This is a genomic window from Leptospirales bacterium (assembly GCA_019694655.1).
Classification (GTDB): Bacteria; Spirochaetota; Leptospiria; order Leptospirales; family Leptonemataceae; genus SSF53.
In genome coordinates this window covers 335,250-358,506 of sequence record JAIBBN010000003.1, presented here as the reverse complement: position 1 = coordinate 358,506, position 23,257 = coordinate 335,250, and the positions used below count along the sequence as shown (strand labels likewise).

The following is a 23,257-nucleotide window of genomic DNA, read 5'->3' as shown; positions in this document are numbered from 1 at the left end:
CGCTTCTCTCATAACATAAGATTGGCCTCTATTTTTCCCAGGATGCGACGAAACTCGCGCAAGTCCAGGTCCGATAGGCCCGCATAGATGCGCCGGCGTTCTTCCAGGATCATTGGATTGAGTCGTTGAACCAGGGCGCTGCCCGCAGCCGTCAGATACACCTTGTGCTTGCGACGATCAGCGGGATCGCCGCGCCTCTCGCTCCAGCCGCGCTTTTCCAGAATATCCAGCCCGCGAGTAACATTGGCGCGATCATTGAGTTCCGCAGCCAGCTCTGTCTGCGCCTGCCCCGGCTGGTGGAACAGTTTATTCAGTAGAAAGTACTGCTCGGGCGTCAGCTCCTCGCCCGCCTCCCGCGTCATTTTCAAAAAGTGCGTACGCAGCAGTCGATAGCTGCGATTGATGAAATAGGCGAAGGCGTCATCCAGCGATATGACGGCCCTGTCCGCGCTGCTCGAAGTCTTTGCCATAGAGCGCCATCGCACAAGAGGCGTCCTGGCCAGCAAAGCAAAGCCTCTCCGCCACAAATTTTTGTTGCCGCTACAGCTGCGCCCTGATTAATTGCTACTTATGCAACAGTCGTTGCAATAACATTCAGGAGCGTCTCAATGAAGCGTCTTTTTTCAGCCTTGCTTGGCGGAGCGGCCCTCGCGGCCAGCCAGTGCAAACCCGCCGTCACGGAGCAGCTGCCGCCTGGCGTACAGCAGACCATCGCCGCCTATGTCCGCGCTGGCGACCAACAGGACAGCGCTGGCTTTGAAGCCATTACCAGTCCGGAGTTCCGCGTCATTGCGCCAGACTACCCAAAACCGGGCGCCGTGGCAATCATCGACCGCGGCAGCTTTGCCGCGCTGCTGGCGGCCAGGAAGCTTGGCGGTTCTCCGCGTTCACTGCAGTTTCTTTCCGTGGATCCTAGCGGCGACACGGCGCTAACGGTTGCAATCGAGATGAAAAGCGCTGCGCTGCACTTTGACTGCCGTTTGACGTTGGTGCGTTCGCCTGGCGGCGACGATTGGAAGATCATTCAGGACCTGGCGCACGCCACGCCGCTATGAATCCAGCGAGCCGACCCTGCCCTGGCAGGGTCGCTTTCCCTGACCTGAGTACGTTGCCCGAGGCTGGCGATCGGATTGACCGGGCCGGAGGCGACGCAACAGAGGTTCATGCTCCCTGGAGGCCAGTTGGCGCCGCCACAGCGCAGCACGATTAACAGAGCATTGTCTCTCGGTTTTGCGTTGCTCGCGCTATTTTTCACGCTTTCCTGCGAGGCCGGCAGATTCGAGTGCCAGGCATCCGATCCCCAGTGCAATCCGCTGGCAGGATATCTACTCTATTCCTCTGCATTGCTGCAGGTCGACTGGCTTGTAGTTGTCGGCGACTCGGGAACCGTTCTCTATTCCAGCGACCTTGGCGCCAGCTGGAGCGCTGGCGTAAGCGGAACCACAGCCAACCTGCGCGGCGTTCGCTACGCAGGCGGCAACCGCTGGGTCGCAGTTGGCGATGCCGACACCATGCTTTACTCAGACAACGGCGGCATGAGCTGGACTCCTGCTGCACAACCTTCGACCGGCAGCTGCAATCATCAGATGCTTGCCTACGGCAATGGTATTCTGCTCTCCGTCGGCACCGTGGGCAATATTTTTCGCTCCCTGGATGGCGGCGTCAACTGGGTCAGTACGACGACGCCCATCGCGCCGGTAAAAAACCAGGCCGACTACCTTTGCGGAGTCTTTGTGCACGCCTCCAATGCCTCGATAGCTTTCAGCGCCGATGGAACAGGTTCCGTGTCCGCTGCTACCAATCCAACTTTTCCGGCGGGTCGCGGCGCCTGCGCCGGAACGCGCATGGTTATCGGAAGCGGCGCCGCACCCTTCAATCACTACTCCATGGACGGCGGCAATAACTGGATCGCCGGCGGCGCAGGCATTTCCGCCATACGTCGCATGGTTCGCCTGGTCGGTTCAACCCTGGTAGCGCTTGGGGATGACCTGACATCACAAACCTCAAGCGATGCAACTGCCTGGAACGCGGCGGGTGCGCTGCCGGTTGGCTTTCTCAAAGATGCTGCCACGCTGGACGCCACACATTTGATCGCCGTTGGCGGAACTGGCGCAACGCCGTCGATGGTTCGCACGGACAACACAGCGTCCAGCTGGACTCAAGTCAGCGGCCTGCCTGCCGTAATTCTGAACGGGATCGCCTACGGCCGTATCCTGAAGCCCCGTTAGCGCTGCAGTCTGATCGCCATTCGAATTGATTGACGCTTTGTAGCGCCCCTTGCCCGGCTCGTCCCATGAACCAGAAGTCAACCGGCTCTTTGCGGCCTGGGGCGCATTGGCAAGCGAGGCAAGGACAATGGACTTCTCGTGCTTCCTATTCTCGATCAACGCCGCGTCGAAATAGAAACAGGTTACGGCATGGAAGGGGATGTTCCGGACGTCGCCTGGAGACCACGCCGGGACAGAGCGTACAAAACGTACCAGAGATTCCAGTTCGCGATCTACTGGAACGCAAGCATGCGCCGCTCTACATGCAAATCATTTGAAATGCCCTGTTCCAGGTCTTGATACTGCTGGCCGCTGGCCTGGTTGGTCTGGTTGGTCTAGCGCTTTCGAAAGAATCGCATGGGCATTGCAGCCAGGGAGTGGTCGCTACATTGGCGAGCCATCCGGCGCAGAGCCCGCGTTTGCCTCAATTGCGGAAAGCAAATGACCTTGCAAAAACTCTATACGCTACCGGTCGTTCCAATTTCATCCACTGATCTCTGCGCCAGGATTGACCGTTTTCAATCCGCTCTGCAGCATGGATGATCATGTATCCTGCCTTGTTTCAGCTCAATACGCGCGTGCGACTGCGGGCGCTTTCGCAGCAACTGGGACGGCCAGCTACACTCAATGACATCCCCGATCAAGAACTGGAAGCGCTGGCCGAGGCCGGATTTGACTGGCTGTGGCTCTTGAGCGTCTGGCAAACTGGATCAGTCAGTCGCGAAGTATCTCGCAGGCGACTGGAATGGCGCAAAGAGTTTCAAGAGACCCTGCCCGATCTCAGCGAGGAGGACATCTGCGGCTCCGGCTTTGCAATCAGCGACTATTCGGTGCACCAGGCGCTGGGCGGCGCAGAGGCGCTGCTGCGCCTGCGCGCGCGATTGCGCAGATTCGGGCTGCGATTGATGCTCGATTTTGTACCGAACCACATGGCCCTGGATCATCGCTGGTCCTGGGAGCATCCGGACTTTTTTGTAAGCGGCGATGCGACCCTGCTTGCACAACAGCCGCAAAACTACATTCGGTTGGATTCGTCAGGCGCGGGGCCCGTCTTTGCATACGGACGCGATCCCTACTTCGACGGCTGGCCGGACACGCTGCAGCTGGACTACTTCAATCCATCGCTACAGCAGGCCATGCGAGAAGTGTTGCTATCGATTGCCGAACTCTGTGATGGCCTGCGTTGCGACATGGCTATGCTGGTTGAACCGGAAGTCTTCCAGCGCACCTGGCGTAAAAACGCGCCGCCCTTCTGGAGCGATGCGATAGGCGGCGTGCGTCAGCGTCATCCGGACTTTAAGTTCATGGCCGAAGTCTACTGGGACATGGAATGGCAGCTGCAGCAGCATGGCTTCGACTATACCTACGACAAGCGACTCTACGATCGGCTGCTGCAACGCCAGGCGCGCCCGGTGCGCGAACACCTTTACGCCGATCTGGCCTTTCAAAATCGATCGGCGCGCTTCATGGAAAATCACGATGAGCCGCGCGCTGCCACGGCTTTCCCTGCAGAAATCTGGCGCGCGGCGGCGATCCTCAGCTACTGCAGTCCAGGCTTGCGCTTTTTCCACGCCGGTCAAATGGAGGGCAATCGCAAACGTATCTCGCCGCATCTCTGCCGCGGCCCACAGGAAACTGTCGCGCCAGAGACGCGAGAATTTTACGTCCAGCTACTCTCCTGCCTGCGCGAACGCACATTGCGCGAAGGAAACTGGCGACTGCTCGCCTGCAACTCAGCTTATGAAGGCAACGAAAGCTGGCAGGGCTTCATCGTCTCCAGCTGGACGCTTCAAAAATCAGATTCCTTTCTGATCGCTGTCAACTACTCCGATCAACAGGCGCAATGCTATGTGCGTCTGGAATCTGACGAGCTGCGCGAAAAAAACTGGGAGCTGCGCGACCAGATGGGACCGGCGGTCTATGTGCGCGACGGCTCGGCCATGAATGACGCCGGACTATACCTGGACATGCCGGCCTGGTCCTATCATGTCTTTCGATTGCGGCCGGTAGCGGCATCGGGCCCCTGAGGGCGGCCGACCGCCCCCGGCCGCATTCGCTTCCCTGAGGTCTGAGCCTGGCGCTGCAGATCTTCTTTGCCGGCGCATCGGCTTAGAGTTGGCCCGGATCCAGAGTCGCCCGGATCAAGAAAAACGTTTGCCAAACTTACACGTTTATGCTCATGTAACCATGAACTGACATTTTTCAGTATTTGTAACATTGGGAGTTGAGCGATGATTTTCAGAAAACTGGGCGCCGCGGGACCGGCGGTTTCGGCCGTGGGACTTGGCTGCATGGGCATGTCCGACTTTTACGGCGATGCGGCCAATCGCAATGATACTGCATCGATCGCAACCATCCGGGCGGCGCTGGACGCGGGCATTAACTTGTTCAACACCGGCGACTTTTATGGCGCCGGTCACAACGAAATGCTGCTTGCCAGAGCGCTTGAGGGCCGGCGGCAAGAGGCCATCATCAGCGTCAAGTTCGGCGCGCTTCGAACGCCGCAGGGCGGATTCAGCGGCTTTGACGCCAGACCGCAGGCCGTAAAGAATTTTGCAGCATACTCGCTTCGACGACTCAAGACGGACGTGATCGACATCTACCAGCCGGCGCGCGTCGATCCGCAAGTCCCCATCGAAGAGACCGCAGGCGCAATTCACGAATTGATACAGGAGGGAAAGGTGCGATTCTTTGGCCTTTCCGAAGCAAATTCGGAACAGATTCGCCGCGCGCACGCCGTGCATCCGATTGCTGCGCTGGAAATCGAATATTCGCTTGGCACGCGCTTTGTGGAGGCTCAGATTTTGCCAACCCTCCGTGAACTTGGCATTCCGCTGATCGCCTACGGAGTACTATCGCGCGGTTTGCTGGCGGGCCCTCTGCCTGAGCTCAGTCCTGCCGATTTTCGCCGCCATCTGCCGCGTTTTCAAGACCAGAATTTGCGTCATAACCAGGAGAAAACCGCCGCTTTACAGGACATGGCCAGAAAAATAGGATGCACTCCGGCGCAACTTGCGATTGCCTGGGCGCTGGCACAAGGCGAGGACGTCATAGCGTTGATTGGAACAACACAGCAATTGCGGCTCCAGGAAAACCTTGGCGCACTTTCCATAGCGCCTGGCGCAGAGAACCTGTCGATGCTGAGTTCCATTTTTCCGGACGGCGCCATCGCTGGCGAACGTTACCCTGCGCCGCAGATGAATCTGGCCGCGAAATAGGCATGCCCCGAACCGGACTCTCCGCAGAACAGTTGAAAGCAGCAGCGCTGGACGCTGCGGAGAGGACAATGCGCAAGCAGGGCTTTGCCAAAACGCGCCTGGTGGACATTGCCAGACAGCTGGGCGTAAGTCACGCCCTGCTCTATCGCTATTTTCCAGACAAGGGCGCCTTGCTGGATGCGGTTTCGGAGCGCTGGCTCCTGCGAATGGATGATGAACTGGAATCCATCGCCGGCGCCAGCAAGCCAGCCTTGCAGCGCATTGAGGATTGGTTCTTTGCACTACACCGCTTGAAACGCCAGAAGGTCGCCGCTGATCCTGAACTGTATTCTGCATTCAGCGCATCTGCGCAGTCCGCTCGGCCTTTCGTGCAGAGGCACGTCCAGAATACGCGGCGCCAGTTGCTGCAAATGGTGGAAGACGGGCTCAGGGAAAAGACCCTGGCCCCTGCAGCCCCGCAGCAAATTGTGGACACGCTCTACCTTGGTACGCTTGCCTTTCACCATCCGCGGCTAGTTGCTGAATCGATTGAGAAAAAGGATCGCGAGCGATCGCTGCAACGCATCCTGTCCGCCCTGCTTCATGGTCTGCGAGCGTAGCGCCAAATTCCGTCGCGCGGCAGAGGCGCATTGCTGCTGCATTAGCGCGCTGGACCGTTAGACGCGGCCTGACGGAGTATAGCCCTCTGGATCAATTCAGGTTGATACCAGGGAATCATATGATCCAGTCCGGGGTAACGTTCAATCCGTGGCGAAAGGTGTGCAAGCATGCGCTGTGCAAAGTCGGCGTTAGCGGCCGGAACCAGGTCGTCCTCCTCGCCCTGGATCACCGTAACCGGCAGGCGCAGCTCGCTCCAGCGCGGAAGCAGTTTACCAAGTTCCTGGCGAGCGACGAAGACCTCGCTATTGGCGACAGAAAGCGGCTGCGGAACAAGCAAACGCAACAACGGCCAGCGCCCGACGTACTGGTACCATTTTGTTTCTTCCAGATCCGGATCAATGGAGGCCGCCACCAGAATCATGCTGCGAAAACGGCCAGGATAGTCCATGACGATACGCGCCGCCACCGGGCCCCCCCACGAATGACCAACTACAATGGGCAATTGACCGCTTCGAAAACGATCGTGCACTAATGCGCCGTGCGTCCGGCAGGCCGCATCGAAGGCCAGCACAATGCGCCGCGCCTGCTCTGCCAGCTCCGTGACGGCCGCGCCAGACTCCGAACCGCCAAAGCCTGGTCGATCAACGGATACAAAAAAGAAGCGCGTTCGCAACTCGGCATCATTCATCAGCCTGGCGTAGGCGGCCCAGGAACCGGGCGTTCCATGGATCAAGAGCAGCGGCGGCCGGTCGACAGCGCCGGCAACTGCAAGCTGCACGGCATGGCCTTCGACCAGGATTGTCTGAAGCGCAGCAGGCTCTCGCTTCAGGAAGGTCGCCCGATTCTCTTCCTCGATGCGCATAAATTCCATGCACGAGGAGAGGAGAAGACCCAATATTCCAGGTCCCCAGCCAACGAGGATCCGACGTCTTCGCGTCGCCGTCCTGCCCGGATTCCTGCCGCTCATGCCCATTACGTCATCCCTCGCAGGACTCAGTGGCTGCTTCTCTATCCGCAGGGCAAGTCGCTTACGACAGCAGCGCGATGACAATTTCAACTAGAAATGATAGCCGATGTGCACCGTGGCAAAGGGGACGGTCGGCGCTACATCATATGATTTGCCGCGTAGACTTGTCGTTCCCGCTACGGTTTCGGTATAGCCGACGCCCCCCCAAAACTGAAGATAGATATTTCGCTGCTTGCCTGGATAGATTCGATAGCCCCCGTAGATCATGGCCAGACCATTGGAAAATACGCGTCTTCGATTCGAGCGAATGTAGAGCAGCTCAGCGATCGGCAAACTGCCTGGCTGTGCTGGAAAAAGCGCATGAAGCAGCAAGAGATCCTGTTCGCCGCGCCGGTACAGCTGCCATAGGTACAGTCGATTGTCATAGCCCGCAACCGTCGCCTGAGCGAGACTCTGCAGTTCCAGTTCTCTTCGATAGCGGTCGGAATTCTCAAGCCGGTAGTTCTGCCGCGAAAGCTGTAACCCCAGGAACCAGCCATCCTTTTCCGGACTGAAGTAACGCTCCAGGAATAGCCCGGCGCCTGAATGCAATCGCAGGTTCCACCCCTGATCGCGGTTCTGCGGATTGCTATTGACCAGCGCCTTCGGAAAATCCAGGCCATAAGCCCCAAAGCCCGCGACCCAGGGGCCCAATATCTCCGGATCAAAGCGCAGATGAAGGGCATAGCCGTTCAAGGCGTAGGTTGCCGGATCAATCTCGATGGCCAGCGGCAATTGCTGATCCCTGTCTTCTGCGCCCAGCGCGCCGCTCCAGAGCAAGCCGGCGGCAGCTGCCAGTCGTCCGATCTTCCAGAATCGATTCATGTTAATCACCTCTACTACATATACACTATATCCAGTAGATTGATTCAGGCAAGCCATTTCTGTAGGCGGCCGGCCAATTTAGTTTCAGCTCCGCGACGACTTTCTGGAAGCGCCGCCGGGACCCAGCAGCTGCCGGAGCGTAACCTTGCGCAGGCTGGCCTGCATCTCTGATTCGGTCGCCTGCAGCGCGGCGCTGATCCTTGCCAGCAGTCTTTGCGGACGGCTGTCCTTTACGTTGATGCGGAGGTTGGTGCGAAAGAGCGGCTTACCCTGCTCGATGGATTGAAAAATGTCCAGCAGGCTGATCTCTTCCGCACTTCGGGCAATGCGCACGCCGCCGCCGTACCCTTCGCGCGTTTCCAGAATTCGGCTTTGTGTGAGCAGTCGCAGGATTCGAGCAACGGAAGGGGCTGGAATGTTCAGGGTCTGCGATAGATCGCGGGCCGAAACAAACTCGTAGCCCTTCAAATTTTGCTTATCGTGTACAAAGATCAGCGCCAGGATCGCCTGGGAATAGGCCAGCGAATAGCTCATAGGCCCAGCCAGGGCCGCCCCTGGCATCGGCGCAAGGCCCTTTCCAGCAGCCTGCAGTATATACTCTATACTGGCTTTATGGAGCAAGCGCAGGACGGGCCGGCCGCGCGCTTCTTCCAGGTTGTCGCTTCAGTCTTTGCTGGTCTGCTCCTGGCCTTCCTGCCCGCGTTGTGCAATCTGTCCAAGAAATTGCGGAAGGTCGATGCCGGCCATTGCCGCGATCTCATGCAGCGGCGGCAGGCTCTTGATCAGCCCGGACAGGAAATTTGCAGTAGACGATCCATCTCCGGAGGTCCCCGAGTCCCAAACTGTAATCTTATCTATTTTCAAATTCTTGATCGCTTCGATTTGCGAGCTGACAATCTGCTCCAGCTTCTCGAGCAACAAGAGCGTAGCGGCGGCGCGAGCATCGCCTCCTGCTCCTGCTACCAGCTGACGGTATCCTTCCGCCTTGGATTGCAGCAACAGGCGCATGCCCTCAGCCTCCGCCTGGTACTTCAGCAAGGTTGCGTCTGCTGCACCGCGCGCTTCGCGCCGCGATCTTTCGGCATTTGCTTCGGCGGCGATTTCAATTTTTCGTTTTTGAATTTCGACGCGCACCACCTCAGCGGCATTCAATCGCTCCGTTTCGGCAAGCGCCTGAGCCTTCTGGATGACAACATCGGCCTGAAACCTGGCTACCTCGCCCAGCTGACGCGCCTCGGCCTCCTTAACGCGCAATTCAGCGTTGGCATTGGCAATGCTGGCCTTGGAACGGTTTTCACCGGAAATGGCCTCCGCCTCCTGGGCCTGTACGTAGACGCGGCGGTCGGCGTCGGCTCGTTTCTTCCCCTTCTCGGCGTCCGCCTGGTTTTCGGCCACCCTGATCTCTTTGTCACGATAGGCCTCTGATTCGCCAATGGAGGCAGTAGACTCTTGTTGCTGCACAAAGACGCGCTGATCCGCTTCCGCCGCCTTCTTGCCCTTTTCCGCGGCCGCCAGATTCTCAGCGACTTTGATCTCCCTTTCGCGCACTGCTTCGGCCTGTCCAATTTCGCCAATCTTGTCCTGCTCAGCCACATCGATCTTGGCTTGATTGATGGCCTCGGAAGCAGCCTTCTTGCCGATGCTCTCGATGTAGTTCGAGGAATCCGTAATGTCTGTAATATTGACGTTAATGAGGTACAAACCGATCTTATTCAGTTCCGGTTCCACATTTTTTCGAATTGAAGCAAGGAAACTCTCGCGATCTTGATTGATCTGTTCAATGGTCAGGGAGGCGACCGTAAGACGCAGCTGCCCAAAAATAATCTCGCGCGCCATATCTTCGATCAGCTCGGCCCGAAGCCCCAGCAGACGCTCCGCGGCGTTGTTCATGATGGCCGGATCGGTGCTGACGCCCACCGTAAAGGTGCTGGGTACATTGATCCGAATGTTTTGCAGGGAGAGCGCGTTTTGCAGCGGGATGTTGATCGTATGCGGCGTGAGTCGTAGAAAATCGAATCCCTGGATCAAGGGCAGGATGAAAGCGCCGCCGCCATGGATGCAGCGCGCCGACTGGCCCTTGCCAACGCGCCCGTAGACCACCAGTATCATATCCGAGGGACAGCGCTTGTAGCGGGCCGCAAGGATCATCATGCTTGAAGCAAGCAGCCCAACAAAGGCCAGAATTGTTAGCGCCCAGATCACCGACTCACCCATCTGTTTCTATCCTCTAAGTGCAGACTTATTTTGAAAATAGGCGGCGATTATTTGAAATCATTGTTGCGCTGCTACAAAGCAACTACGGACAGTACGTTGCCTTCTACAGCGGCCGCCACACGCACGCGCCGACCCGTAGGGAGTTCCACGCCGGCCTGCGAAATTGCATCGTATTCGCGAAGCCGGCCGCTGACCACCAGCTGGATCTTGCCGCGTCCGTTGGCCGGCACGGTAAGGTAGATTGTCCCTTCGGCCCCCACCGCCGATTCGATATCCACATTTCCGCTGGACTGCAGTCCGCGCATTGCAATGTAAATGCGGCCAACGATCCAAACGGAAGCGAAGCCCGCTGCGGTTGCGGCCAGCACGCTGACGGCGCCCGGCAATCCGCCGCTGCGATCCATTGCCAGGCCAACCAGGCCAAACATCATCAAAAACGAAGCGATACCCTGCAGCGAAAGAAACTGAAAACTGGCGTCGGTTTCCCCGGCATCGATTTCAGGCGAAAGATCGTGAACGCCGTCAGCGCCCAGAAGTTGAAGAAGAATCCTTACCAGAAATAGACCGCCGCCCAGGGCGGCGCACGCCAGGAATAAACCGCCGAGCGTGAAGGTATCGAAAATACCCGCCATGGCGCACTCTCGCTGCCAGGCTCCGCCTTTCAACCTTTTCATCTATTTTGTGGAATCCCCGGAGCGAGGATCCGCGATGAACGGCAGCGGCGGCAGGGCAAAGGTGGTTGGCGTCGGGCTGCAGCCGACGCAAAGCAGGCTTATGAGCAATCAGGTGCAGAACCTTGCGGCCGTCTTTTTTCTGAGCTTTGGACTGGCCGCATCTTTTGATGGCGTCTATCTGCACCTGTGGCGCTATCGCCTGTTCGCCTACAGCGAAACGCGACGCGAACATGTTCTGCATATGCTGCGCGGCGTCCTATTCCCGCTGATCATCTATTTGCTGCTGGCCGCGCCGGCTGTTGGCCTGCTGTTATGGATCGCCGCGCTGCTTGCGGCGCTGGATCTTTTTCTTCAGGGCTGGGACCTCTGGGAAGAGCGCCGAGCGCGTCGCGGATTTGGCGGATTGTCCACATTTGAATACAGTCTGCATGTCTGGCTTGCCGGCCTGCACCTGAGCGGACTGACCCTGACCCTGGCAGCGCGCCCGCTGTCAGCGTGGTCGCTGGCTGCAGGCCAGGAGGCGGCGGTATTTGCTGAATACGCTGCTGGCGTCGCCTGGTTTCTATTGCCCGGATCCATTGGCGGCGTATTGCTTCACCTCGGACTGCTGCATCCCTATTTCTACAAGGGGGAGCGGCCGCCGGAGGAGATGAATCGAATGCTCGTGCGCGGGCTGGCGCCGCTCATTTGATCGAGGTTCCGCGTTGCCTTGCATGGCCGTCGCGACGCTTTCCAGCTGCCGAACAATTGCCAGCAGCTCGTAGTCGCGATAGCGTTTGCCTACGACTTGAATGCCAATGGGCAAACCCTGCCGATCCCGGCCAATGGGCATGGAAACCACGGGATTTTCGGTTACAGTAAAAATCGTCGCCTGTGATTGCGTGGCCACATAGTAGGCAACTGCCTGTCCATCGACATCAAGCGCGCGGTCATACACTCTGAAAACGCCGTACGATCCATCTGGCGTCTGATGGGCAAAGGCCGTGGTGGAGGAGACAGGCGTCAGGTAAACATCATAAGGTTCTAGAAAGTTTTCCATCGCGGTAATCAAACGGCGCTGTCGATTGAGTAATTCCATGTAGCGCGGAACAGAGATCGGCGCCACAATTTCAGCCTGCATCGGATTTGGCGCCCGTGCTGAGCGCGTGAAGAGATCGCCAAACCAGCGCGCCAGATTGGATCGATCGTAACCGCCCTGGTGGCCGACAATCCCGCCCCAGACATGCCACGCTTCCTGGTAGTCGAAATCAAGCGGCGCCGCCGCAGTCACTGTGGCCCCGCTGGCGCCCAGGCGATCGACAAACGCGCGCATCGCCTTGCGAATATCCGCTTGCACTGGAACGCCGCCAGGCGTCTCGGCCCAGGCGATGCGCAGTCGCTGCAATTGCAAGCCATGACGACTTTGTGGCGTCAGGGCCGGCAGCGGAATGACGGAACGATCGCCGCGGTGGCCGCGGGCCAGTACGCTGAAGGCCAGTTCCAGATCCTCGGCGTTGCGAGCAACCGGTCCAAGAACGGCAAGATCGTGTACGCCGTCGACCTCGCCTGGAACAGGCGGGATGTGGCCTTGAAAAGAGATCACGCCCCAGCTTGGCTTCATCCCGTAGACGCCATTGAAAGCGGTGGGAACGCGCAGGGACCCTGCAATATCGCTGCCAAAGCCAAGGGCCGCCATGCCGGTCGCCACTGCTACCGCGTCGCCGCCGGTGCTGCCGCCGGCTGTGCGATTCAAATCCCAGGCATTGTTGGTGCGACCAAAGATCTCGTTGTCGGTTTGCATATCAGACGCCAGAGGCGGGAGGTTGCCCTTGCCCAGAATGACGGCGCCGGCCTCAAGCAGTAGTTGCACAGCGACGGCATCCTCCTCGGGAACAAAGTCGCGGAGCGGCGCATAGCCGGCAGTTGTGCGCAGCCCTCGCGTCGAATAGCTGTCCTTGACGACTACGGGAACCCCGTGCAGCGGCCCCAGGATCTGTCCGCGATCCTGCATTTGGTCCAGCTCGCGGGCGCGCCGCAGCGCATCGGGATTCAGCGTGACAATGGCATTGTACTTCTGATTGATTCGCTGGATGCGCTGCTGGAAGGCCTGCACGAGGGTCTCGGATTTCAGAGAACCGCCGCGGATCTGCCGAGCCAGCTCGGCCGCCGAAAGCAAGCAGAGTTCTTCGGACGAACTGGCCGGCGCCAGCAGGGCGGCGGTTTCGGCTGCGCCGCTGCGCTCCGGCGTGGCAAGGCCGCGATCAACCAGAGCCAGGGCGGCAAAGAATATCAGAATCAGTCGGACCGGTTTTTTACCATGCATCGCGTTCGCCCCTGCAGCCGTGCGCCGGCTGCGCTTTGTAGTCTGTCAGAACCAGGCCAGTCCGTCAAGGCGGCCATGAACCAACGACCTGAAACCGCTAACCAACGACGCAGCGCAAGGTTGTTGATTCTGGCCCACGCCGCTTTTATTCTCATTTTCAGCGCAGCGCTGACGCTACTGCTTGGCCGGATATCGTCGCCAACTTCTTTGCAAACGGAAGGCGCCGCGCTATTTGCGCCGATCCTGATCTCCGTAGGCTGGATTACGACGCTGGCTGCTGGCGCCGGCTTTTACGTCTACTTCCGGACCGCCAGGCTTTCCGGGTCGCTCCGCTTTGCACTGACTCTTGGCAGCGCCCTGCTGGCCACGCTGCTCGGCGACCAAATTTCCAAATGGTTTACACTTGCACTGTTGCGTTATGACAGCGATCCGGCCGTGCTCAGCCTGGTGTCAGGACAGCTGCCCGGATCGCTGATTCTGACGCTGATCGTCTGCAGCGCATCCTATCTCCTGGCCGGGAACATGCAGAGAACTGGAATCGCCCGGGCCGCAGACGGCGCGGAGCGAACCGCGCCGGACGCCGGCGCGCCGCCCCAATTGCTGCTGCTTCGCGCTGATGGCGTCCAGCACGCTATTCCGGTGCGCAGCGTACACTACTTGAGCGCCCATCGTACACACACCGTAGTCCACGCCGAAGATCGCGATTTTGAAATTGCAATGGTCCTGAAGCGGGTGCTGGCTGCGCCGGGCGCTTCCTTTTTGCGGATTCACAAGCGCTATGCCATTCGTCTGGACCTCCTGCGCCAGCTGCAACGCGCGCCAGGCGGCGGCTTACAGGCGGTCCTTGCGGACAGCGATGATACGATCCTTCCAGTAGGGCGAGCCTATGTTGCTTCGCTGCGGCAAGCGCTGCGAGCGGCGAATGGCGCCGGCGCTCTGCCGCCGAATCAGTCAGACTAGCGCGTCGCTGACGTTGACAGGCATCTAATTGACGGGTCTCCTGACGACAAAACAGTTCGATCATGGGCCTCTTTTCTGCGCCTGCATCCTGGCTGCGCTACAGCGCGCCGGCGACCGATGATCGTCGCTACACCGAGCGTATGAATTGCATCTACAACTGGCTCGCGCCCTTTTACAACGGAATCTCCTGGCTCTTTCCGATGTGGCGGCGCTGGATACGTTCCGTAATTCCATTCATTGCAGGCCGACGCATTCTTGAGATTTCTTTTGGGCCTGGCTATTTGATGGGCTGCTATGCGCGCGATGGGCGCTACGAAGTGCACGGCATCGACTACAATGAACGCATGCTGGCCATCGCCGTGAGGCGAATGAAGCGCCTGCGAATCGCCGCTGATCTGCGGCGCGGCAATGTGGAATGCCTGGCTTATGCAGATGAGAGTTTTGATACGGTGATCAGCACTATGGCGCTGACCGGTTACCCAGACGGAAAAAAGGCGCTGGCAGAGATGGTGCGCGTGCTGCAACCGGGCGGCAAGTTGCTGATGGTGGCTATCGACTATCCAGATGATCGCAACTGGTTTGGCTACTTTCTGGCGCGATTGACGGCCTGGATCGGCGACCGGCTGCAAGATATAGACGCACTGCTTGATGAGTCGGGATTGGCGTGGAGCGCAGAAGAAATTGGGGCCGGCGGCTGCGTAAAACGATACATCTGTACCAAGAAAACTCAGTCAGCCGACGGCCGCCCCGGAGCTGCCGCTCAGGGGAAGTCCCCGGAGGCCTTGCCAGGCATCAGCTCCTTGTAGCGCCCCTGCAGCCAGTTCTGGAGGTCGGAGCAATACCACTTCGAGAAGCGCCGATCGGTGGCGCCGCCAATCAGATTGGTATGGCAGACATCGCTTTGCATTTCGATAATCGTCCGGAAGGACGGCGCAAAGGTGGTGAGTCGGCCAGCGCTGCGATAGATCTGCCCCTGATGCGGCGTTGCGCGACCGCCAATCAGCGTGATCGGCCCGCGATCGAAACCCAGAAAAGACGGAAATTTTCCGCCAAACAGAATGTGCGAGAGCTTGATCTTCTGCAACGAACCCCAGGCGGGGGCGGCGCTGGAGAGCGCTTCGGCGATTGCCCGGCGATAGATTGCCTCGCGCGATTCGCCGCCAAACCAGCGCGAGCTCTGCGATAGAAGAATTCGATCAAAGTTGATGTAGAAATCGATGTACATGCCAGTTTCGCTGTAGAGATAGCCTTCGACCTGAGCGCCTACGCCCTTTTTGCCGAATACCTCGCGATACAGCGCGCGATAGACGCGCTCGAAAAGCGAGGCGCCCTTTGAGGCTGGATCGTACTTCATATCCCAGTCTTGCAGGACCTTGCCCTGCCCCTGATCCGGCAGCAACGGCCGGATGATTTTCATGAATTGTTCAGCCTGCGTCGAGTATACATCGTAGTGCAGATCGATCATGTCCTTGCGCGTGAAGTCGTTGCGCTGGTGCAAAACGCTTTCGACGCGTTCGGCGCGGTAAGGCCCCATGGGCATGTTCAGCGGCTTGCGCTTGCCCCAGCGATTGAGATCGTTGTTTGTGGTTACAAAGAAACCCTGCTCCGGATTCAAAGAGCGCGGCAGGTCTTCGACCGCGGCAAATCCCTGCCAGTCATTTTCAGGAAGCCATCCCGGCAAGGGAACCAGTCCGCTAATGCCGTCGCGACGCAATGGCATCAGACCGGACATCTGGTAGCCGATGGCGCCCTGACGGTCAGCAAACACAAAATTCCACGCCGTTTCCACCTGACCAAGGGTGCGCATGCCCTCCTCGACGCTCTTCACGTTCCACATTTCCAGAATACGGGTCAGCGTGCGCGCCCCTGATTCGCCGCACGCCCAGCGACTTGCCAGATAGAGCCCCTCATGGCGCGGATCGCCCGCAAGGACGCCATGCTCGTTCTGGTAGTAGATGACTTCCGCGGCGGTCTGGCCTTTGCGCTTGATCGTTTCTTTGCGCACCTGAAAATCTTTCCAGCCTTCTCCCTCGCGATAATAGCGGCCATCCTTGCAACGTTCGATCCACGAGTCCTCGCCATCCATAAAGGAATAAGTTACGCCCCAGGACAGCTCGCGGTTGCGGCCGGAAAGGACGCCGGGGGCCCCCGGCATACAACCGCCCATCAGATAGTTGTCGCCAACCTCCATCACTATCTCCTGCCAGACGTTCGGGATGCGGTTGATCTCAAGATGCGGATCGTTGCAAAGCAGCGCGTGGCCGCTGGCCGTCTTGCGACCGGACAGCACCCAGTTGTTGGAGGCCATAAAGCGCGGGGCGCCCAGCTCCCAGAGCAAACTGGATGGCACAATGTGATGGTCCAGCTTCACCGACTGGACTAGTTCACGATCGAGTCCGGAGAGCAGTCCCGGAAAAAGTTCCTCCAGCAAATCGCCGGCCACCCCGGCCTGAATCATCTCAATCAGCAGCCGCTCAACTTCGCCCTGCGACTGGGAAAGCGTTAAGTACCCAATCATCCTGGAAATAAGAAAGCTGTCCTCCATGCGCCAGGCCTCGAAGGGCGCCTTCAACAAACGAAATTCCCACGGGACCTTGCCGCCAAAGCCCTCGTTGACGCCGGCGGCGTAAGCCTGCAGGCACTCTCGTGAAAAGTCGGTGAGCGATTGTGTCTGGTTGCTGCCGACGGCGGCCCAGTTCATCTTGCGAAAAAAGCGGTCGATATCGACCATTTTATCGCTGCCGTCAAGCAGCTCGGCAGCGCGTCCCTGGCCCAGGATGCGCATCAACAGCATTTGCATGCCGCGATCGGTGGCATGAACATAGCCTTGCGCAAAGCAGGCATCGGCAATAGTCAACGCGCGAATGTGCGGAATGCCGTTCTCGTCCCGGTGAATTTCGATTTTGTCGCCTTTCAGCTTCATGTCCGACTGCCCCTCGTCCCGCGGTAACGAAGACCGCGGGCGTCATGCTTGGGCGGCGCTGCTCAGGCCTTCAACAGCTTTTCATGCCGGAGCGACGGCAGCGCTCCGCTGGGAGCGGACCTCATACGCCCACCGCGCGCCACGCAGCAGCCTCGGCCTGTTTGAGCGCCGTCTCGGGATGGGCCAGCTGGCCTTCGGTTCGCGTTTTGAAGTAGGCCAGGAAGATCCCGACGACGATGGCCACGGTCAGCGCCGGCTCCATCTTTTTCAATTCTCCCCGGCGCTGTGCGCGGCGAATGAACTGCTCAATGTCGCGCATGGCCCGAGCGTCGAGGTCGCGACTCTTCTTGTTGAGATAGGTAGAATGATTGTGAAACTCAAGAAAGATAAATTCCTGCGGCCGCTGCTCTGAAAAACGCACCATTGCTTTCCAGAGATGTAAGAATTTCTCACGCGTATCTTCGATGCGGTCAAATCCATCGGAAAGGATTGCGCTGTAGTTTGTCTTAACCTCCTGGAAGAGGCAGTTGGCCAGATCTTCTTTGCTCTTGAAGTAGCGATAGAGGCCGCCCACGGCAATCTTGCATTCGGCGGCTATCTCCGGAACCGGCGTAGCTTCATAACCCTTTGCAGAAAAGAGCTGCAGCGCGGCCGCCAGGATCTGCCGGCGCTTGCCGCTATCCGCCTTTGTCGCCTGTCGCACGCTCATAAGATACTTCCGAACGCGAAAAGAGCGTCGCTCAATGCCCCCTTGCAGTCGGCGCGGTCGAAGCCTGGCCGCCGTTTCTTCGGACGTCAAGGCCAATTCCAGCGATCCAGATCCAGAGCAGCGCGGCCGATTTGAGCTTGACGGCGATCTCATTGTGAATGAAAGTTCATTCACACGCGCCCATCGCCGGCCAGTAGTGCGCCGGGCGGGGCCAGGAGGTAGCAAGCAATGCAAAACTGGAAGGAACGATTTGGCGGAGCGGCGCTGATTACCGGCGCTTCGGGAGGCCTGGGCGAGGAATTTGCGCGGCAGCTGGCAGCGCGCAGAATGGATTTGATCCTGGTCGCCAGACGAGAGGACAGGCTCTCGGCGCTGGCCCAGCAGCTGCAGAGCGAGGCCGGCGTCGATGTGCGCATCATCGCCGCCGATCTCAGCGCGCCAGGAGCGGCAGAGAAGGTTCAATCACAGGTGCAATCCATGGGTCTGAAAGTTGGTCTGCTGGTAAACAATGCAGGCTACGGAACCTACGGTCTCTTCCATGAAATAGAAGGCAGTAAAGAGGCCAATATGGTGGCGCTGAATTGCAGCCTGCCGGTAGAGTTGACGCACCTGTTTGTAAACGATATGGTCGCCCGCAAGAAGGGCGGTATTGTCTTTCTTTCTTCCAACGGCGCCTATCAACCCTGCCCTTTCTTTGCAACCTACGGCGCTACGAAAGCATTCAATTTGATGCTGGGCGAGGCGCTGTGGGCGGAATTGCGCCCCTTTGGCATTGATGTGATTGCGCTTTCGCCTGGCTACACGCGCACCGATTTTCAAAACGTAGCGGGCAATGCCGGACAGAAGCCCATGGGCGGCTGGTCCGAGCCCCGCGATGTTGTAGCGCAGTGCTTGAACAAACTGGGCAAGGCGCCTTCAACCATTCCCGGCCTGATGAATTACTTTCTGGCCGCTTCCGTTCGCAGCACGCCGCGTCGAGTGATGGCGATGATGAGCTATAACATCAGCAAGCCAAAGAAGGCAAAGTAGAGGCCGATTGCTGCGCCGCCGGCCGCAAGGTCGGACGGCGCGCCGGCTGGCCCTTAGCTTTCGGCCGCGGAACGCAGTGCAAGCCAGGTCCAAACGCCGGACAGAAATTCGAATAGGGCGAAGGCGCCCAGGATTGCCGGCGCGCTTCCACTCAGGACAAGGCCGCCTATCAGGAGCAGCTGGATGCTTCGACCGTGTACGCTCAAACGAAAAAAGGCCAGGTTGTTGGCAAGAGATGTACGCACATAGTAATAGGAGAGGACCAGAAGCGCGACTCCTACCGCTCGAATCCAGGCCTCGTCGGTCGGCGGCAGGCCCAAAATTCCCAGCAGTAGATTGGGGGCCAATAGCAAAATGGCGCCCTGTCCTGCCAGATAGAATCCAAATACAAGCACACTGATGGCCGCATGTTTCATAAAGTTTGCCTCCCTGCAAAAAAGCAGGCAAAAGCTTATCATTGAAGCGCGCTTGAGGGTCAAGATCGGCCAATGACTTTTTTTGGAAACGAGTATGCTGATTTCTGAAATTGCCAGGAAGACCGGACTATCGCCGGCGACAATTCGCTACTATGAGCGGCTTGGATTGCTGGACAGCGGACCAAGACTGGACAACAACTATCGACGCTACAACGAAGAGGCCGTCCGCCAACTGCACTTTGTTCGCAACGCCCGACAGATGGGATTTCGATTGAGCGAGATCTACAGCTTTCTGAAATTGCTGGAGAATGCAGAAACCGTGCAGGACGTAGTGACAGGCCTATCCGACAAGCTATGCGAGCTGGATCAGAAGCTAGCTGCATTGCAACGCGTGCGCAATGCCCTGGCCACAGCGCTGGTCGGCTTTCGCCAGGGGCCTGGCAGCGATTGGCGCCAGCGGCTGCTCGCTGACTTTTTTGTCATTCCGGATTGACAGTGCAAGGGTGAAGAATGAATCTTCATTCATCTTGCGGAGGTTGATGCAATGTCGAAACGATCCAAATACGATGGAAAACCATCCCGAAGGCTCTGGCTGCGCATCCTGCTGATTCTGGTCGCGCTGATCTGCGTACTGGCGGCGGGCCTCCGGCTGCGCTACGGCGGCGGCGAAAATTTTCCTGATCGCAGCACCGCCGCCAGACTGCCGGCCTCGGCGCTGCAATTGGTCGCCAGCCTTGATCAACCGCCAGGCAACATCGCCGTCTCGCGCAGCGGTCGGATCTTCATTACTTTTCATCCGGAAGCAAAGCCGCAGGGAATGCATGTCGCCGAAATTGTCGACGGGAAGCCACAGGCCTTTCCCGACCAGGCTGCACAGCAGGAACTCTATCGCTTTCCTCAGGGCATTCGCGTTGATTCGAAAAACCGTCTCTGGACCATTGACCACGGGGACAATGGCATCCATGGGGCCAGACTGGCGGCCGTGGACATTGACTCGCGCAAGGTCGTCTATCGCTACGATTTCCCTTCGAACGTTGCGGGACTGCTATCTTATCTCCAGGATCTGGCCATTGATCCCAGCGGGCGCTACGTTTACATCGCCGATGTAAATTTCTTTGGCAAATCGCCGGCCTTGATTGTCGTCGACACTGTCGCCAATGAAAGTCGGCGCCTTCTGGAAAACGACGTATCCGTGCAGCCACAGAACTATTTGATCCGCGCCTACAACGGTCCAATGGTTCGCCTTGGCGGATTGATCGCCTTGCGCGCTGGCGTGGATTCCATTGCCATCCATCCAGCCGGGGATTGGTTGTACTATGGTCCAATGAATCACGAGGATCTATTTCGAATTCGCACAGCGGATTTGAACAATCCGGCGCTGAGCGCCGATCAGCTTGCCGCTCGCGTAGAAAAGGCCGGCCCAAAGGTGCAAAGCGACGGCATTACGATTGACAACGCCGGGAATGTCTATCTGACTGATATGGAACACCGGGGCATCGCCGTGCTTGGCGCAGATGGCAAGCTATTCACGTTGGTGACGAGCGATGCCATGCGCTGGCCAGATGGCTTTTCCTTTGGTCCGGATGGGTGGCTCTATATTGCTGACAGCGATATCCCGGATATTGCTCTGCAAAGTCAGGAGCATATCAGGGCGCATGCGCCCTATCATCTGTTCCGGATTCGCCCCGGTCATGATGGCGTCGCCGGTCAGTAGGCGATTGCATTATTGTAGATGATCAGGACAGGAATGGGAGCGCGGAATGGTAGCGGAACACATAGATATTATCCTGTATGTTACGGGCGGAATAACGGCAATCATGCTACTGCAGTTTATCAGCCCGCGCTTTGCACTGAAGCAGTTCAATCAAATTGAATTGTCCAGCGAGGCCGCCCTGATCTTCGCCCGGCACTGGGCGTTGATGGTCGCCATTGGCGGCGGTCTTCTGATCTACGCCGGCGCCCATGCTGAGCTGCGTGTTCCGGTGATGCTGGCTATCAGCTGCAGCAAGCTCTCCTATATTATTATCCTGCTGATCAAATTTCAAGATTTCGGCAAGAAGATGATGGTCGGCCTGGTCTTCGACTCGATCTGTGTCGCGCTTTACGCTATCTATCTTGTGGGGGCGACGTCGGGCGCGGCGTCGTAGGCCGATCGCCAAAGACGGAGACAAAGCAGCAATGATTACCGATCACATCAGCATCATTCTCTACGTAACCGGCGCCATCACGGCCAGCGCTCTGCTGCAGTTTCTGGCGCCCAGGCCCTACCTGCGAATTCTCAATCGCATTGAAGTGGGCGGCAGCGCAGAACTCTTCTTCTCGGCACACTGGGGTCTTGTGGCAACCACCTTCGGCTTGCTGCTGCTCTATGCCGCCGGCCACGCCGAAGTGCGCGGCCCCATCGTCTTTGCGGCTATGGCCGAGAAGTTAGCCTTTGCCTCGTTGATCTGGCTCAACGTTCGCGGCCCGACCCGTGGCCTGGTCCTGACCGGCGTCTTCGATAGCGTATGTGTGCTGCTCTATGGAAGCTACCTGCTTGGAATTGCTTGAACGGTATTGCCTGCTGATCAGGATTTGCTAAGGCATTCGAGTCTCGCATAGCCGCTGAAGACATCCTCTGCGGCGTAATGCAATCCCCGTTCGGTTGCGACGCGTTGCGCCCAGTTTTCCTGATGCCAGCGCGTCGCTCTGACTCGAGTGCTTGCACGCCAGACAAAAAAAGTCCAGTTGCTGCGGGCAAAGGCGCGCAGTCCAATTCCGCTCAAGGCGGACGGCGGCGCGCGCAGGGGCGTGGGCGTCAGTACCAGCAACTGGCCCTCTGGCTTCAACATCCGCAAGGCCTCGTCCAGCAAAGAACAGCGCACCGCTTCGCTCAGCAAGAATAGCACCGAGCAAAAACTGACTCGATCGACGCTGGCATTTGCTACCGAGGCAAAGAAATCGGCGTTCTGCAGCTGGAAATGGACGTCAGGCGATCGGACCCGCTGGCGCGCCAGCTGCAGCATCGCCGGATCAATGTCCGTCCCGATTATCTTCCAGCCAGGCTGCTCGCACAGGGCGGCCGGCAGGGCGCCCGGGCCTGTTCCAATGTCGATCCAGAGACCATCGCCAGCCGGGCGGATATGTTCCACGATAGATTGCAAGAAGAGCGGATACCATTCCGAATCCTGGGCCGCCAGGAACGGACCGACCGGGCGCAGCGCGTTCAAGAGCATAACGTACTAAATATATTATATATCTAGTACGTCCAGATATTTTTCGGCGGACTGCGTCCGGGCCAGCTCAAAGTCCCAGGGCAGCGGCCAGAATGCCATCGAAGAGCCGGCCCGGCAGCAGTTTTTTCAGCGGCGCAACGATCGTCTGTCCCGGCATGCCGACAGTGTAGCGCAACCGGACGCTTCTGGATTCGACGATCCTGGCTAAGAGTCTGGCAACCGCTTCCGGCGATGGCGCCTTTGCCTCGTCTCGATCTTGATTGGCCTTAAATTTTGCCAGCGCCTCGCGATAGGCCCCGCCACTGCGATCGCTGCTGAATCGGCGATGCGCCGGCAACTGGGTGTTGAAGTCTCCCGGTTCGATCAAAACGACGCGAATGCCGGCGCCCTTCACTTCCCAGCGCAAGCTTTCGCTCATGCCTTCTAGCGCAAATTTGCTGGCGCTGTAAAGCCCGCTGAAAGGAAGCCCCAGAACGCCAGCCAGCGAGCTGATATTGACAATTGTCCCGGACCGCTGCCTGCGCATGATCGGAAGAACCGCCTGACACAGACGCAGCGCCCCAAAAAAGTTCGTCTCCATCTGCTGCCGAGCTTCTTCCATTGAGGTATCCTCGACCGCGCCCATGACTGCATAGCCCGCATTGTTGACCAAAACGTCCAGGCGACCGCTATCCTTTTCGATTTCCGCTATGGCCGATCGGACGGAGGCGTCAGAATTTACATCCATTGGCAACAATGTCACTCCAGCTTTGCTTTCCATTGCAGAGCGAACGGAGCGGCCCGTGCCAAATACGCGGTGGCCGCGCTTTGCCAGGCGCTCTGCACAGGCCTGGCCGATGCCCGAGGTGGCGCCAGTAATCAAGATCGTCTTTGTCTTTGTCATGGTTCTCCCTGCAGCA

Annotated in this window: 25 protein-coding genes; 13 read left to right on the top strand and 12 right to left on the bottom strand. The window is 58.5% G+C overall.

Going from position 1 to position 23,257, the window contains the following annotated elements; translation table 11 throughout:
* Window positions 1-8 precede the first annotated feature (8 nt).
* Entirely contained in the window at window positions 9-470 is a 462-nt protein-coding gene (locus K1X75_07485; GenBank protein ID MBX7057893.1) for a MarR family transcriptional regulator, read from the bottom strand.
* A gap of 138 nt (window positions 471-608) precedes the next feature.
* Between K1X75_07485 and K1X75_07480 the strand changes: the two genes are divergently transcribed.
* The 6 genes from K1X75_07480 to K1X75_07455 all read left to right on the top strand — a co-directional run bounded on the left by K1X75_07480 (window position 609) and on the right by K1X75_07455 (window position 6,084).
* A complete protein-coding gene (locus K1X75_07480; protein ID MBX7057892.1) occupies window positions 609-1,055 on the top strand; it encodes a nuclear transport factor 2 family protein in 447 nt (148 codons plus the stop codon).
* A gap of 162 nt (window positions 1,056-1,217) precedes the next feature.
* Complete coding sequence (locus K1X75_07475; protein MBX7057891.1) at window positions 1,218-2,228, top strand: hypothetical protein; 1,011 nt, start codon at window positions 1,218-1,220, stop codon at window positions 2,226-2,228.
* 96 nt (window positions 2,229-2,324) lie between these two features.
* Window positions 2,325-2,567, top strand: coding sequence for a TPM domain-containing protein (locus tag K1X75_07470; protein MBX7057890.1), 243 nt, complete (start codon window positions 2,325-2,327; stop codon window positions 2,565-2,567).
* 239 nt (window positions 2,568-2,806) lie between these two features.
* Complete coding sequence (locus tag K1X75_07465) at window positions 2,807-4,294, top strand: hypothetical protein (GenBank protein MBX7057889.1); 1,488 nt, start codon at window positions 2,807-2,809, stop codon at window positions 4,292-4,294.
* Between the two features lie 204 nt (window positions 4,295-4,498).
* Window positions 4,499-5,485: an aldo/keto reductase gene (locus tag K1X75_07460; protein ID MBX7057888.1), complete on the top strand. Its 987-nt coding sequence runs from the start codon at window positions 4,499-4,501 to the stop codon at window positions 5,483-5,485.
* Between the two features lie 2 nt (window positions 5,486-5,487).
* The gene (locus tag K1X75_07455; GenBank protein MBX7057887.1) at window positions 5,488-6,084 is read left to right on the top strand and encodes a TetR/AcrR family transcriptional regulator; all 597 of its coding nucleotides are present in this window, start codon (window positions 5,488-5,490) and stop codon (window positions 6,082-6,084) included.
* Window positions 6,085-6,125: 41 nt separating this feature from the next.
* Here K1X75_07455 and K1X75_07450 read toward each other — a convergent pair whose 3' ends face one another.
* The 6 genes from K1X75_07450 to K1X75_07425 all read right to left on the bottom strand — a co-directional run bounded on the left by K1X75_07450 (window position 6,126) and on the right by K1X75_07425 (window position 13,106).
* On the bottom strand, window positions 6,126-6,947 hold the full coding sequence (locus K1X75_07450) for an alpha/beta hydrolase (GenBank protein MBX7057886.1): 822 nt from the start codon (window positions 6,945-6,947) through the stop codon (window positions 6,126-6,128).
* A 195-nt stretch (window positions 6,948-7,142) separates the two neighbouring features.
* Window positions 7,143-7,916: a hypothetical protein gene (locus K1X75_07445; GenBank protein MBX7057885.1), complete on the bottom strand. Its 774-nt coding sequence runs from the start codon at window positions 7,914-7,916 to the stop codon at window positions 7,143-7,145.
* Window positions 7,917-8,000: 84 nt separating this feature from the next.
* Window positions 8,001-8,450 carry an Rrf2 family transcriptional regulator gene (locus K1X75_07440; GenBank protein ID MBX7057884.1) on the bottom strand — a complete coding sequence of 150 codons (450 nt, stop codon included), beginning with the start codon at window positions 8,448-8,450 and terminating at the stop codon, window positions 8,001-8,003.
* Between the two features lie 129 nt (window positions 8,451-8,579).
* On the bottom strand, window positions 8,580-10,130 hold the full coding sequence (locus tag K1X75_07435) for a flotillin family protein (GenBank protein MBX7057883.1): 1,551 nt from the start codon (window positions 10,128-10,130) through the stop codon (window positions 8,580-8,582).
* A gap of 71 nt (window positions 10,131-10,201) precedes the next feature.
* Window positions 10,202-10,762: a hypothetical protein gene (locus tag K1X75_07430; GenBank protein ID MBX7057882.1), complete on the bottom strand. Its 561-nt coding sequence runs from the start codon at window positions 10,760-10,762 to the stop codon at window positions 10,202-10,204.
* 604 nt (window positions 10,763-11,366) lie between these two features.
* Window positions 11,367-13,106 (bottom strand): amidase, encoded by a 1,740-nt coding sequence (locus K1X75_07425; protein ID MBX7057881.1) that lies wholly within the window; start codon window positions 13,104-13,106, stop codon window positions 11,367-11,369.
* A 75-nt stretch (window positions 13,107-13,181) separates the two neighbouring features.
* Here K1X75_07425 and K1X75_07420 point away from each other — a divergent pair, with 75 nt between their 5' ends.
* Window positions 13,182-14,066: a LytTR family transcriptional regulator DNA-binding domain-containing protein gene (locus K1X75_07420; GenBank protein ID MBX7057880.1), complete on the top strand. Its 885-nt coding sequence runs from the start codon at window positions 13,182-13,184 to the stop codon at window positions 14,064-14,066.
* Between the two features lie 62 nt (window positions 14,067-14,128).
* Window positions 14,129-14,872: a class I SAM-dependent methyltransferase gene (locus tag K1X75_07415; GenBank protein ID MBX7057879.1), complete on the top strand. Its 744-nt coding sequence runs from the start codon at window positions 14,129-14,131 to the stop codon at window positions 14,870-14,872.
* On the opposite strand, the gene K1X75_07410 is transcribed toward K1X75_07415, so the two are convergent.
* Window positions 14,827-16,989 (bottom strand): penicillin acylase family protein, encoded by a 2,163-nt coding sequence (locus tag K1X75_07410; GenBank protein MBX7057878.1) that lies wholly within the window; start codon window positions 16,987-16,989, stop codon window positions 14,827-14,829. The two genes, K1X75_07415 and K1X75_07410, sit on opposite strands and share 46 nt — an antisense overlap.
* A 121-nt stretch (window positions 16,990-17,110) precedes the next feature.
* Window positions 17,111-17,698 carry a TetR family transcriptional regulator gene (locus K1X75_07405; protein MBX7057877.1) on the bottom strand — a complete coding sequence of 196 codons (588 nt, stop codon included), beginning with the start codon at window positions 17,696-17,698 and terminating at the stop codon, window positions 17,111-17,113.
* Window positions 17,699-17,926: 228 nt separating this feature from the next.
* Between K1X75_07405 and K1X75_07400 the strand changes: the two genes are divergently transcribed.
* The gene (locus K1X75_07400; GenBank protein ID MBX7057876.1) at window positions 17,927-18,727 is read left to right on the top strand and encodes an SDR family oxidoreductase; all 801 of its coding nucleotides are present in this window, start codon (window positions 17,927-17,929) and stop codon (window positions 18,725-18,727) included.
* 53 nt (window positions 18,728-18,780) lie between these two features.
* On the opposite strand, the gene K1X75_07395 is transcribed toward K1X75_07400, so the two are convergent.
* On the bottom strand, window positions 18,781-19,143 hold the full coding sequence (locus K1X75_07395; protein MBX7057875.1) for a hypothetical protein: 363 nt from the start codon (window positions 19,141-19,143) through the stop codon (window positions 18,781-18,783).
* A gap of 94 nt (window positions 19,144-19,237) precedes the next feature.
* Here K1X75_07395 and K1X75_07390 point away from each other — a divergent pair, with 94 nt between their 5' ends.
* From K1X75_07390 to K1X75_07375, 4 genes are read left to right on the top strand one after another with little or no spacing between them, the layout of a single operon-like run.
* On the top strand, window positions 19,238-19,636 hold the full coding sequence (locus K1X75_07390) for a MerR family transcriptional regulator (protein MBX7057874.1): 399 nt from the start codon (window positions 19,238-19,240) through the stop codon (window positions 19,634-19,636).
* 51 nt (window positions 19,637-19,687) lie between these two features.
* The gene (locus K1X75_07385; GenBank protein ID MBX7057873.1) at window positions 19,688-20,857 is read left to right on the top strand and encodes a hypothetical protein; all 1,170 of its coding nucleotides are present in this window, start codon (window positions 19,688-19,690) and stop codon (window positions 20,855-20,857) included.
* 46 nt (window positions 20,858-20,903) lie between these two features.
* Window positions 20,904-21,290 (top strand): hypothetical protein, encoded by a 387-nt coding sequence (locus tag K1X75_07380; GenBank protein MBX7057872.1) that lies wholly within the window; start codon window positions 20,904-20,906, stop codon window positions 21,288-21,290.
* 31 nt (window positions 21,291-21,321) lie between these two features.
* A complete protein-coding gene (locus tag K1X75_07375; protein MBX7057871.1) occupies window positions 21,322-21,693 on the top strand; it encodes a hypothetical protein in 372 nt (123 codons plus the stop codon).
* Window positions 21,694-21,710: 17 nt separating this feature from the next.
* On the opposite strand, the gene K1X75_07370 is transcribed toward K1X75_07375, so the two are convergent.
* Complete coding sequence (locus K1X75_07370; GenBank protein ID MBX7057870.1) at window positions 21,711-22,358, bottom strand: class I SAM-dependent methyltransferase; 648 nt, start codon at window positions 22,356-22,358, stop codon at window positions 21,711-21,713.
* Window positions 22,359-22,425: 67 nt separating this feature from the next.
* The gene (locus tag K1X75_07365) at window positions 22,426-23,241 is read right to left on the bottom strand and encodes an SDR family oxidoreductase (protein ID MBX7057869.1); all 816 of its coding nucleotides are present in this window, start codon (window positions 23,239-23,241) and stop codon (window positions 22,426-22,428) included.
* Window positions 23,242-23,257: the final 16 nt, after the last annotated feature.